Origin of the sequence: Mesorhizobium sp. M0621 (genome assembly GCF_040320745.1) — a bacterium.
GTDB lineage: Bacteria > Pseudomonadota > Alphaproteobacteria > Rhizobiales > Rhizobiaceae > Mesorhizobium.
Window position 1 is genome coordinate 61,881 of the sequence record NZ_JAMYQF010000003.1, and the last position, 12,258, is coordinate 74,138.

The 12,258-nt window shown below is 63.7% G+C and carries 11 protein-coding genes; 6 read left to right on the top strand and 5 right to left on the bottom strand.

Going from position 1 to position 12,258, the window contains the following annotated elements; translation table 11 throughout:
* The first annotated feature begins 17 nt into the window (after positions 1 to 17).
* Both fliQ and NKI38_RS03050 read left to right on the top strand, forming a co-directional pair.
* Positions 18 to 284, top strand: a complete 267-nt coding sequence (gene fliQ, locus NKI38_RS03045) for a flagellar biosynthesis protein FliQ (RefSeq protein ID WP_023761707.1) — start codon at positions 18 to 20, stop codon at positions 282 to 284.
* A 247-nt stretch (positions 285 to 531) separates the two neighbouring features.
* Complete coding sequence (locus tag NKI38_RS03050; RefSeq protein ID WP_352654663.1) at positions 532 to 2,175, top strand: MFS transporter; 1,644 nt, start codon at positions 532 to 534, stop codon at positions 2,173 to 2,175.
* 46 nt (positions 2,176 to 2,221) lie between these two features.
* On the opposite strand, the gene NKI38_RS03055 is transcribed toward NKI38_RS03050, so the two are convergent.
* Both NKI38_RS03055 and NKI38_RS03060 read right to left on the bottom strand, forming a co-directional pair.
* Entirely contained in the window at positions 2,222 to 4,003 is a 1,782-nt protein-coding gene (locus NKI38_RS03055; RefSeq protein WP_352654665.1) for a chloride channel protein, read from the bottom strand.
* 112 nt (positions 4,004 to 4,115) lie between these two features.
* Positions 4,116 to 4,415: a putative quinol monooxygenase gene (locus NKI38_RS03060; protein ID WP_352654667.1), complete on the bottom strand. Its 300-nt coding sequence runs from the start codon at positions 4,413 to 4,415 to the stop codon at positions 4,116 to 4,118.
* A 148-nt stretch (positions 4,416 to 4,563) separates the two neighbouring features.
* Here NKI38_RS03060 and flhA point away from each other — a divergent pair, with 148 nt between their 5' ends.
* From flhA to NKI38_RS03075, 3 genes are read left to right on the top strand one after another with little or no spacing between them, the layout of a single operon-like run.
* Positions 4,564 to 6,651: a flagellar biosynthesis protein FlhA gene (flhA, locus tag NKI38_RS03065; RefSeq protein ID WP_352654669.1), complete on the top strand. Its 2,088-nt coding sequence runs from the start codon at positions 4,564 to 4,566 to the stop codon at positions 6,649 to 6,651.
* Positions 6,648 to 7,400 (top strand): flagellar biosynthetic protein FliR, encoded by a 753-nt coding sequence (fliR, locus tag NKI38_RS03070; RefSeq protein ID WP_352654671.1) that lies wholly within the window; start codon positions 6,648 to 6,650, stop codon positions 7,398 to 7,400. The genes flhA and fliR overlap by 4 nt, the downstream gene beginning before the upstream one ends.
* A 2-nt stretch (positions 7,401 to 7,402) precedes the next feature.
* A complete protein-coding gene (locus tag NKI38_RS03075; RefSeq protein WP_352654672.1) occupies positions 7,403 to 7,786 on the top strand; it encodes a hypothetical protein in 384 nt (127 codons plus the stop codon).
* Positions 7,787 to 7,974: 188 nt separating this feature from the next.
* On the opposite strand, the gene NKI38_RS03080 is transcribed toward NKI38_RS03075, so the two are convergent.
* Both NKI38_RS03080 and NKI38_RS03085 read right to left on the bottom strand, forming a co-directional pair.
* A complete protein-coding gene (locus NKI38_RS03080; RefSeq protein ID WP_352654674.1) occupies positions 7,975 to 8,532 on the bottom strand; it encodes a c-type cytochrome in 558 nt (185 codons plus the stop codon).
* Positions 8,533 to 8,552: 20 nt separating this feature from the next.
* Positions 8,553 to 9,635, bottom strand: coding sequence for a methyltransferase (locus NKI38_RS03085; protein ID WP_352654676.1), 1,083 nt, complete (start codon positions 9,633 to 9,635; stop codon positions 8,553 to 8,555).
* Between the two features lie 546 nt (positions 9,636 to 10,181).
* Between NKI38_RS03085 and NKI38_RS03090 the strand changes: the two genes are divergently transcribed.
* The gene (locus NKI38_RS03090) at positions 10,182 to 11,105 is read left to right on the top strand and encodes an AraC family transcriptional regulator (protein ID WP_352654678.1); all 924 of its coding nucleotides are present in this window, start codon (positions 10,182 to 10,184) and stop codon (positions 11,103 to 11,105) included.
* A gap of 283 nt (positions 11,106 to 11,388) precedes the next feature.
* Here the strand turns inward: NKI38_RS03090 and NKI38_RS03095 are convergent, their stop codons facing one another.
* Entirely contained in the window at positions 11,389 to 12,246 is an 858-nt protein-coding gene (locus NKI38_RS03095; protein WP_352654680.1) for a DUF1194 domain-containing protein, read from the bottom strand.
* Positions 12,247 to 12,258: the final 12 nt, after the last annotated feature.

A 12,258-nucleotide genomic window follows, 5' to 3' on the forward strand; every position in this document is an offset into this window, starting at 1 on the left:
GACAGAGAGCCAGTCCCATGAACGAGGCCGACGCTCTCGACATCGTCCAGTACGCGGTGTGGACGGTGCTGACCGCGTCCGCCCCGGTAGTGCTGGTCGCCATGGTGGTCGGCATCGGCATCGCCCTCATCCAGGCGCTGACGCAGGTCCAGGAGATCACCTTGACCTTCGTTCCGAAGATCGTCGCCATCATGCTGGTGGTGGCGCTGACCGGCCCCTTCATCGGCAGCCAGATATCGGCCTTCACCAACGTCATCTTCGAGCGCATCCAGAACGGGTTCTGAAGCCAGTTCCAGGAAAGTGTGCCGCGACATGCCGTCCGCATTGCGCGAAGACAGAAGACAGATGTCCGCCGACCCTAACCGCACCGGGCATGCCGGGAGACAGGGCGTGGACCTCCTCTATCCCATTGTTGGACCATGGGCTTTTTCGAAAGACATTCGCCCTTTGCGGCGCCATGCCCTACTTTCGGCAAACGGTCTGAGCAAACGGATCGTCTGACGAATCGGCACGACATGGCAGGAACCCCCGATGATTGACGAAAAGCCGGACAGCGAGAGCGTCTCGGCGCTGGCGCCGTTCCGGCACGGCATCTTCCGCGCCGTATGGGGCGCAAGTCTCGTCTCCAATTTCGGTGGCCTGATCCAGGGCGTCGGCGCCGCCTGGATGATGACCACGATCGCCACCTCGCCCTATCAGGTAGCCCTGGTCCAGGCTTCGACCACCTTGCCGATCATGCTGTTTGCGCTCGTGGCCGGCGCCATCGCCGACAGTTTCGACCGGCGCAAGGTGATGCTGGTCGCCCAGACCTTCATGCTGGTCGTCTCGGTACTTCTGACCCTGTTCACCTATTCGGGCCTGATCACGCCGTGGACGCTGCTTGCCTTCACCTTCCTGATCGACAGCGGCACCGCGCTCAACAGCCCGTCATGGCAGGCCTCCGTCGGCGACATCGTCCCTCGCAACAAGGTGCCGGCCGCCGTCGCGCTCAATTCCCTGGGCTTTAATCTGACGCGCAGTGTTGGCCCGGCGATCGGCGGCATCATCGTCGCCGCGGCCGGCGCAGCGGCCGCCTTCGCGGCGAACGCGGTGAGCTATATCGGCCTGATCGTCGTGCTGGCCCGCTGGAAGCCGGACGTGCCGGTATCGACCTTGCCGCGCGAGTCGCTGGGTGCCGCCATGGGCGCCGGCCTGCGCTATGTCGCCATGTCGCCCAACATCGGCAAGGTGCTGGTCAGGGGTGCCGCTTTCGGCTTCAGCGCAGGTGCTGTGCTGGCATTGCTGCCGTTGGTGGCACGCGATGTCGTCAAGGGCGACGCGCTGACTTACGGCATCATGCTCGGCGCCTTCGGCATCGGCGCGGTCGGCGGCGCGCTGATCAGCGTGCGGTTGCGGCAGCTGCTGTCCAGCGAGACGATGGTGCGCTCAGCCTTCGCCGGCTTTGCCGTCTGCGCTTTCAATGCCGCCGTCAGCCATCATGCCTGGCAGACGTCGCTCGGCCTGCTTGTCGGTGGCGCCTGCTGGGTGATCGCACTGTCGCATTTCAACGTCACGGTACAGATGGCGACACCGCGCTGGGTGGTCGGCCGGGTGCTGTCAGTCTATCAGACCGCGACCTTCGGTGGCATCGCATTCGGCAGCTGGATCTGGGGCGTCGTCGCCGATGCGCATGGCGCCGAAACCGCGCTGATCGCCGCCAGTATCGCCATGCTGGCCGGCGGCGCCATCGGCCTGCTGTTGCCGCTGCCGCAACAGCAGGTGCTCAACCTCGACCCGCTCAACCGCTTCAGGGAACCACACCTCGCGCTCGACCTGAAGCCGCGCAGCGGGCCGATCGCCATCATGATCGAATACATCATCCGCGACGAGGACGTGCAGGAGTTCCTCGCCACCATGGCCGAACGCGGCCGCATCCGCCGCCGTGACGGCGCCCGCAACTGGACACTGGCGCGTGACCTGGAAAATCCGGCGATCTGGATCGAGCATTATCACACGCCAACCTGGATCGAATATGTGCGCCACAATGGACGCATCACCCATGCCGACGCCGTCATCGGCGAGCGCGTGCGGGCGCTGCACAGCGGCGACGAGCCGCCGCGCGTGCGGCGCATGATCGAGCGTCCGACGACCGCCGGCACGGCTCTTGTGATGGCCAAGGGGCCGATCGAGCATTAGGCCTCGCAACCGCGCCTGCCCTCTCTGGCATCCAGCTTGGCTTCCGCTACCCCTCGCCCGACAGGTCCCTACGTGCCTTGTCGAGTTCCTCGGCATAGCGCCGCATCAGATGGCCTTCGGTCAACAGCCCCAGCACGATGTGGTCGGTGAAATCCTCGACAACGGCGAGTTCTTCAGCGCCGGCACGCTGAAAGGTTTCGGCGGCGGCCTGCACGTTCATGCTCGGCACCAGCACCGCGTCCTTGTATTTGGCGAGATCGCGCACCGGCACCTCGCCATCGGAGAGATCGCTATGCAGTTCGGCGACGATCAGCACGCCGACATAATGGTCGCCCGCGTCGACGGCGATGACGCGCTGGGCCGAGCCGAGCGGCACTTCCTTGCGGAAGGCCGCCAGCGTCGTCGAGGCATGGATGGTCTTGATATCCTTGCGCATCATCGAGCCGACGGTGAGGCTGCGCATCCAGCCGACGTCGTGGGCGCTGCGGATGGTCTCGCCGCGCAGATGGAAGCGCCATGTCGAGAAGGAGTAGCCAAAGGTTTCGCGCACCAGGATGGCCGACATGATCGAGGCCGCCAGCACGACACCGGTCAGCGTCAGGTCGCGGGTCGATTCCAGCGCCAGGAAGGTCATCGTCAGCGGGCCGCCGACGACGCCCACGGCGAGCGACGTCATGCCGACGACGGCGGCGACCGCAGGGTCGATGCCCGTAGCCGGCGAGACGACGACCATCACGTCCGCAAATGCCTTGCCGAGCAGCGCACCGAGGAACAGCGAGGCGAAGAACAGCCCGCCGCGAAAGCCCGAACCCAGCGAGACCGCCGATGCCGCCAGCTTGAGCACGAAGACGCTGGCCACGACGGCCAGCCCGTAGTTCATCGAGAATTCGCGATGCAGCGCGCCGTGGCCGCTGGACAAGACCTGCGGCGTGATCAGCCCCAACAAGCCGACGATGACGCCGCCGATGACGGGGCGCAGCGACGCATCGATCGACAGCTTGGCAAAGCCGCGTTCGATAAGCGTCACCAGATGCATGATGGCGATCGCGACGGCCCCGCCGAGCAGGCCAAGCAGCAGGAACGGCACGTACTGGCTGGCGGTGAGCGCCGGCAGGCCCGAAAGCTCGAGCGGAAACGGCACGCCGCCGAACATCTCGGCGGCCAGCGAGGCTGATATCGCGGCTGTCATGACCGGCGCGACATTGGCGACCGAGTAGATGCCGATAATCAGTTCGAAGCCATAGAAGGCGCCGGTCAGCGGTGCATCGAAGGCGGCCGCTATGGCGCCGGCCGCACCACAGCCGACCAGGATGCGGACATCGTTGCGGCGCAGCCTGAAGAAGCGCGCCAGCCGTGACGCCAGGCCGGACCCGACCTGCGTGTAGCCGGCCTCCAGCCCGACCGACGCACCAAAGCCGCTGGAGATCATCGTCTGGCCGGCGATGATGAAGGTGTCGGTCAACGACATGCGCCCGCCATAGAGCGCGTTGGCTTCGATCGGGTCGATCGGCGTGCGGAATTTCCGTATCCGGAGCCAGATCACCGTCAGCCCAAGCAGGATGCCGCCGATCGCCGGCACCAGCGCCTGCATCGGATTGGCAAGCGAGAACATGCCGGAAAGCCGGCCGCCGGGCTGGACGCCGAACAACAGCCCGTGCAGGTCCTGCACGATCTGGCTCATCGCCGTGACCAGGATGCCCGCCATTGCCCCGACGATTCCGGCGAGGATGACGACCGCTATGCCGCGCGCCTCTAGCAGCGGCAGCGACCTGATCAGCACCGCGCGCAGCCGGCGGGCGTAGACTTCGCTGTGGTTTCTGGAAAGCACCGGGGCGGCTCGCCGATATCACAAAAGGCAGTGGAAAGCCCGCCTGATACGCCCGGCGGCACGGCATGGCAACCACAATGGCGACAGAGGAGGTGCCATTATGGCAGACCGATCAGGTCGGCCTGTGCTCGCCGGCTTCATAGAGCACGAGGTGGCGCTCGCCGATGCCAAGTGCCGCCCAACTCGCACGCCAGTCCGCAATGTGCGGCGAGCGGAAATGCGCGTCCAACGCTGCCCTGTCGCTCCAGACTTCTGTGACCCGGATGAGTCCGGCGTCGAAGACATCCTGCGCGTAGGAATATTCGATACAACCGGGTTCCGCGCGGCTGCCGGAAACCATGCGTTCCATGGCGGGCTTCGCTTCCTCCAATTTGTTTGGCGGCAGGCGAATGGTGCCGATGATCAGAAGCATGCGTTTTCCCTTTCTTTGCGAAGCCGGCCCGCACGGCCACCCGCGCATGATCGTTTGAACTAGCCAGTCTCCCACCCTCGCGCAAGCTTGGCGGGCTACCCTCACAGGGCTGTCGCGCGCTCGGCAGGCTTGCAATTTTGGGGACGACATGGCGATCAGCGAAAGCATTCAGCCCGGCGCGGTGGCCAAGAACGGTCGCGACGTCTTCTTCGCCATCGGCATCGTCATCATCCTGGCCGTGCTGTTCCTGCCGATCCCGGCCTTTCTCATCGACATCGGCCTCGCCTTCTCGATCGCGCTTTCGGTGCTGATCCTGATGGTGGCACTGTGGATCCAGCGGCCGCTCGATTTCTCGTCGTTCCCGACCGTGCTGCTGATCGCCACCATGCTCAGGCTATCGCTCAACATAGCCACTACACGCATGATCCTGTCGCATGGCAATGAGGGCACGCACGCCGCCGGCTATGTCATCGCCGGCTTCTCCAAGCTGGTGATGGCCAGCGACTTCGTCATCGGCCTCATCGTCTTCATGATCCTGATCGTGGTGAACTTCATCGTCATCACCAAGGGCGCCACCCGTATCGCCGAGGTCGGCGCCCGCTTCACCCTCGACGCCATCCCCGGCAAGCAGATGTCGATCGACGCCGACCTCTCTGCCGGCATGATCGACGACAAGACCGCACAGCTTCGGCGTCGCGAACTGGAGGAAGAGTCCTCCTTCTTCGGCTCGATGGACGGTGCCTCGAAATTCGTCCGCGGCGACGCCATCGCCGGCCTCATCATCACCGCCATTAACATCGTCGGCGGCATCGCCATCGGCTACATCAGGCACGGCATGGGCATGGGCGAAGCCGCCGACGTGTTCATCAAGCTGTCGGTCGGCGACGGCCTCGTCACCCAGATCCCGGCGCTGATCGTGTCGCTCGCCGCCGGTCTGCTCGTCTCGAAGGGCGGCACCCGCGGCTCGACCAACCAGGCGGTGTTCGGCCAGCTCGGCGCCCACCCGCGCGCGCTGTACGTGGCGGCATCGCTGTTGGTGCTGCTGGGCCTGATGCCCGGCCTGCCACTGTTTCCGTTCTTTGCGCTCGCCGCTGGCATGGCCGGCCTCGGCTACATCATCCCGATGCGCGCCAACCGCGTCCTCGCCGAAGCCGAAGCGATCAAGGATCAGGAAAAGGCGACCAAGGTCGAGGAGGAGAAGAATTCGGTCAAGGCCTCGCTCGCTACCGCCGAGATCGAGCTTTTGATCGGCAAGCAGCTGTCGACAAGGCTGCTGACGTCGCATCAGGAACTGGTCTTCCGCATGGGGAAGATGCGCAAGAAATTCGCCACCCAATATGGCTTCGTCGTTCCGGAAGTGCGTGTCGCCGACGATTTCGCCATCCCGCCGAAGAGCTACCAGATCAAGGTGCACGGCACCGTGGTCGCCGAATACCAGATGCGCGTCGGCGAGATCATGGTGCTGCTCGGCAACCGCGACGTCCCCGAAATACCGGGCGAGGAAATCCGCGAGCCGGCCTTCGGCATGCGCGCCTATTCGGTGGTCGAAGCCTTCGCCGAGGATCTGAAGCGCGAGAACTACACCTTCGCCGACAACATGTCCGTGCTGCTCACCCATCTCTCCGAGGTCATCCGCAACAACCTGCCGCAGCTTCTGTCCTACAAGGACATGAAGGCGCTGCTCGAACGGCAGGACCAGGAATATCGCAAGCTCGCCGACGAGATCTGCACCACGCACATCTCCTATCCCGGCCTGCAGGCGGTGCTGAAGCTGCTGCTCGCCGAGCGCGTCTCGATCCGCAATCTGCACCTGATCATCGAGGCGATCGCCGAGATCGCGCCGCATGTGCGCCGCACGGAGCAGATCGTCGAGCATGTCCGCATCCGCATGGCACAGCAGATCTGCGGCGACCTCTCCGAGGGCGGCGTGCTGAAGGTGCTGCGCCTCGGCAACCGCTGGGACCTCGCCTTTCACCAGAGCCTCAAGCGCGACGCCAAGGGCGAGGTGCGCGAGTTCGACATCGACCCGCGCCAGTTGGAAGAGTTCGGCCAGGACGCGACCAAGGCGATCAAGAAATTTCTCGAAGCCGGCGAGCGTTTCGTGCTGGTCACCGCGCCCGATGCCCGCCCCTATGTGCGCATGATCATCGAGCGGCTGTTCACCACGCTGCCGGTGCTCAGCCACGTCGAAATCGCCAAGGGCGTCGAGATCAGGGTGCTCGGAACCATATCGTGAGCGTGCTTTCGCAAGGCGTCGTCATCGCGGCGTTCCTCGCCTTTTGCCGCATCGGCGCCTGCTTCATGCTGATGCCGGGCCTGTCCAGCGCCCGCATTCCGGTGCAGGTCAGGTTGTTCGTGGCGGTCGCCGCCACCGGCGGCCTGCTCGCCTTCTTGTGGGACAAGATCTTTCCGTTCGTCGACCCTCGCCCGCAGATCCTGGTGCCGATGATCATCTCGGAACTTCTGGTCGGCGGTCTGATCGGCGCCATGACTAGGCTCTACATGGAAGCCCTGCGCTTCATGGGCTCGGCCATCGCCATGCTGATCGGCTATGGCGGCACCGGCGGACCGGCAATCGAAGAGCCCGAACCCCAGGCGGCCCTTGCCGCCATCATCTCGTTCTCGGCGCTACTGATGCTGTTCGTGTTCGACTTCGACCACGAGATCGTGCGCGCGCTGGTTTCCTCCTACACCGTCGCGCCGGTCAACATCTTCTTCAATCCCCAGGCCGCACTGATCGATGTCACCGACACGGTGTCGGACACGTTCTTCCTGGTCATCCGCCTCGGCAGCCCGTTCGTCGCCTATGCCATTCTCGTCAATCTGACGATCGGCTTCGTCAACAAGCTGACCCCGCAGATCCCGATCTATTTCATCTCCCAGCCCTTCATCATCGCCGGCGGCATGATCATCTTCTACTTTGCCATCGGAACCATGCTGTCTTTGTTCGTCGACGGCTTTGTCGACCTGACGTTGGCGAGATAGAAATGAGCACGCGCAAGGACCGCCTCAGGAAACTGGTCAAGGTGCAGGAGCAGCTGAAGGCGCTGCACGAAACCCGTCACGCCACCTTCCTTGCGGCAGCCAGCGCCGCCGAGGCCGAAGCCCGCGATCTGGTCGGACATTTCGACCAGGCCGATTCGCTTTCCGGCCTGTTCCCCGATCTGTACCACCGCCGCATTGCCCAGGCGGTCGTGCGCCAGGAGGCGAACCTGGCAAGCGCAAAGCAGGAAGCCAGCCTCATCGCCGCAGCGACCGCGCGCACCAACATGGTCGAGCGCGCCTACAAGGACGTGCGCAACCGCGACGAACGCGAACGCTCCGACCGCGAGCGGCTGGACCTGATCGCGCAGAAGCGGGGCGAGGAGTAGTTGGGGAGTTTGCTTATGACTCGAAGCAGACACTCCGAGGTGAAGCGCGCATGATGCCAGAAGCCGTCTGTTCGCTTTCGGCCCCCGAGCTGCCGATGGCAATGCACTGGCGCAATCGTCCGGGGCGACTCCGCGCGAGTCGTGGGCCGTAAAGGCGTAAAGGGACGGGCGCCGCCCTGCAACGCGCCCTATTGCTTCGCTGGCGGCACGATCTTCATCACGAACGAAGTCGGCGCCTCGCCCGGGGCGAACGGTCCAGGGACCTTGTTGCTCACCGGCGGCAGGCTCTTGAGATAGGCCGCGATCGCCTTGGCGTCAGAATCGGTGAGCTCCGCGAATGCAGCCCACGGCATGATCGGCGCGAGCGTGCGTCCGTCGGGGCGCTTGCCTGTCCGGATTGCCGTGACGATATCACGCTCACTCCAGCGCCCGAGACCCGTCGCCTCGTCGGGCGTGAGGTTGGGGCCGTAGAAGACCCCGAGCCCCGGGATCTCGAAGCCGACCTCGGAGCCTCCGAGGTGACGCGTCATGTCCGGCTTGCCGAGGAAATGTCCCGGCGTGTGGCAATCGGTGCAGTTCCCGATGGTCACCAGGTATTTCCCCCGTTCGACCAGCTCGCGGTCGGCCGCGCCGGCAGGCGACGATCCGATCGCCGCCACCAGCGCTGTGAACGCTGCGGGCAACGCCCGCCTGGCCGCCTGCGACGCCACGCACGCCGCGGCAGATCCGAAGTCGTGAATGCTCATGCTTTCCTCCGTCCGTGGCTCTAGGGCTTGCGGCCGATCACGGCTCCGTTCGCGGCGGGTGCGTCGAACCAGACCGTCTCGATTTGCCGGAATCCGGCTTCCTCGAGCCACGCCGAATATTCGGCCGGCGTATAGTTTCGCCCTTCCGTCTCGATCAGCATGTTGAGGCTCATCAGCGCGGCCGGCGCCGGCCCGGTCTTTTCGTCATTGACGAGGAGCTCGCTGATGACGACTGCGCCGCCGCTCGGCAAAGCCTCGAAGGACCGGCGCAGCAAGGCGCGGTTCTTCGCCTCGTCCCAATCGTGCAGGATCATCGACAGGAGATGCACGTCGTGATCCCCGGGAAGCTGTTCGAAGAAGCTGCCGCCTATGGTTTCGATCCGGTTGGTCAAGCCGGCCTCGGCAATTTTTCCTGCGGCGATCGCAGCCACATGCGGCAATTCAAATACGGTCGCGCGTAGCGCCCCATACTGTTTGCAAAGCTCGATGTCGTACGCGCCCGATCCGCCGCCGATGTCGAGAAGGCGGCGGAAACGACTGAGATCCACGGCTTCGCCGAGCTTGCGCGCGGTCATCGTGGAGAGCGAATGCATCGCTTCCCAGAAGAGTGCCAGCATCACCGGATCCTCGCCGTCGAAGATCGAGGATTGCACCGCCGGGTCCCATGTGGTCGGCCGGTTCGTGTGCAGCGCCTCTGTAAGCCTTCCCCAGCCCGCGTAGAGCCGCTTGTCGGCCATCTGCACGAAGCCGCCGAAGTAATACGGCTTCCCGCGCACGAGATAGGCTTCGCTTAACGGCGTATTGCGATAGCGGCCGTCCGTTTTCTCCAGAAGCCCGAGTGCAGCGCAGCCGGTCAACAGCATCTCGGCCGGGCGTGGATGCAGGCCGAGCACTTCCACCAGCTCTGCAACCGTGGTGCCGCCGCTGCCCGCAAGGCTGCTGAAGAGGTCCAGCTCGTGTGCTGCGGCCAGAGTCTTGAAGGCCCAGAAACCGGTCGAAAGCGCCATCAGCGGGACGGCGGAAGGAAGCTCCGGCGTGGCGGCAATCGGCTGAACGTTTGCATGGTTGGCCGGACGCGCTGTCCGCGAAAGCTGACTGACCATGATCATCTCCCTTTCAGAGTGCGTTCGAACACCGCGTCTACCTTGCCGATATCAGGTTCGTGATCAGACCTGCCTTGACTTCAAGCACAGGCGCGGGGGCCTCGGCATGACCGATGTCTCTCAACTGATCGGCGGTCAAATTCGCGATCGTTCGCCGTCTTGAGACGGTCCGTTGCCAAGTCCTGAGAGCTGCAATTGCAGTCGCTGTGGTTTTCAATCCAAGCAGTCGCACTCTCGACGAGTGATCGACGCGAGTTTCCGCGCGAGGCATTTCAGCCTCCCATTTCCAGCCATCCGTCCGAGTTCCTCGGAGGTTTGCGGCCCGCCGGCCAGTTCGTCGGCGGTGTTCAGCTTCGCCGCCAAGCATAGCAATTGCGTCGTCAAGTAACCGCATGTTCTTGCCTCGCTTTGCGAAGCCCTCCGCCAGTCGACGCATAGCGCAGGCACTGCGGCGCTGTCAGCCCAAAAGCTCCGGGTTTTGTTCTGATCTTGCTGCGGAATGGACAGCGGTCTTGATGGTCGGCAGATTTTGTTTACCTGATTGGCATGTTGCGATTGCAGGACTACGCCATCTTCAACCATTTGCAGCAGTCGGGTGTTCCTTTGCGGGCCTCGGCACGCTTCGGGGAGGGCTTGGCGGCCGCGCTCTGGGAGCGGGAGGGACGCGGGCATTACCGCTACAACCCGGCCAATCACCATACGCTCAGTTTTTGGGTCGCCGAGGGTGCGGGCTTTCGCCGGCTGCGCGGACGCAGCTACGACCCCATCCATGGCGAAAGCAGCCTCTGGGTTGTGCCGGCGGGCGCACCGACCGCATGGGAGGCTGCCGGGAAAGGCCGGCTGCTCCACTTCTACATCCCGACGCCGGTGTTTGAAGCCCGGGTGGTGGAGACGCTCGATGCCGACCCCAGCCTGATAAGGCTGCGCGAAGAGGGCCTCCAACGCGACCCGTCGCTCGAACACATAATCCGCTCCACGGTGCTGCCGCTGTCGTGGGAGGAGCCGGCTGACCGCATCGCCATAACGCAGGCCGGCGAAATGCTGACCACCTATCTCGCGGTCCGCTGCAGCAAACGCCCACCGAGAGCGCTCTTCATCCGTGGGGGTTTGGCGCCAGTCGTTCTGCGGCGGTTGCAGGAGTATGTCGAAGCCCATCTGAAGCAGGACCTGACGATTGAGGACCTGGCTGCCGTGGCCGGTCTGAGCCCCTATCACTTCGCCCGCGCCTTCAAACGCTCGACGGGCTTTGGCCCCTATCGCTACGTGTTGCGGAGACGTACCGAGCGTGCCAAGCGGCTTATTGCAGCAGGAAAGACTCCGTTGTCCGACGTGGCACATGCCTGCGGCTTTGGCAGCCAGAGCCACTTTTCCGCCCGCTTCCGAGAGGTAACCGGACTGACTCCGCGCCAATTTGGCCGCTGCGTTCATGATCGGTCCCTGGTCGAGCGCGTCGGGATTGAGAATCTTTGAAGCAGCTTATCGCTGAATTCGTACCGAACCGGACCGACTGTATACGGCCCAAAGGCGACGGTAGGAAATCTGCCCTCGTGGCGCGTATCACACACCCGATCCACACACCGCATCCCCGCCTCTCTCCCGCGCAAGCCTGCCACAAGCTTGTTGAGGCATTGTCTGGCTAAGGAAGACCGACAAAAGGCGGACTTTCTTGGCGATTTCTCCACCCAGCGACATCGTTATGGATGTGGCCCCAAATCCATCGAGCCAATCCTCTCAATGTCCGGAATTGCGGTTGCTAAAAGCGCCCATCCGCCTGCTGCGGGAATTGCCGGCCGACGTCCATGCTTACTTCAGTGACCAGCTTGCGGCGAAGGGCCATGGCGTAGTCGTTTGGCCCCTTCGGCGTTATGACGAAGGCTTGGGAACCGCCAATGACCGATTTGGCAAAATAGGATGCCAACGGTCGATCGGGATTCTCATCTTGCGTTGGAATGGCGATCGCGTTGATCGTGTACCCCTTGGCAATGGCGTTCAGCCTGCTCGGTTGAACAGGAAGTCCGTCGTTGTTCTCACCATTGGAAGAGATGTCGATTACTTTCTTGGCCGCTTTTCCGGGAAACTGGTCGAGCAGCAGACTTCCAACGTCGATGGCTGAGGAAACGGATGTTCCTCTTCGCCCTCTACGGGTGAAGCCTGTATCGCCTTTCTTGCTGATCACCGACGCGGCCGCTCTGGCATCCTCCAGCCCGCAGATGCTTGTCCACGGCAGCACAATGCGTGTGTGCCCGGGACTCGACCATTCAAAGTAGGCCACACTGATGCAGCCAACGTAGTTCCGCGTGATGGCCGCGATGATCTCTGGCGAAGTGAGCGCCGCAGCATGACCCTTGCGCTGTAAATCGGCAATCTCTGGATCGATCGAGGACGAGAAGTCGACAGCGAATACAACGGCAACATCAACCTTGGCTGCGTGTGCCTGCGGTCCCCAAAACACCGAAGCTGCAAGTGTCCCCGCCAGCATCAAGAATGAGCCGGCACGCTTTGCCGGCCCTCCGGCCGATCGCTCTGTCGGCGGTGTCGGAATGCCCCTGCGTGTCGCACGCACCTGCCCGCGAAAGGAGGCCGCTGCGTCCTGATGCACACTTCCCAACATGTTATTCTCCAT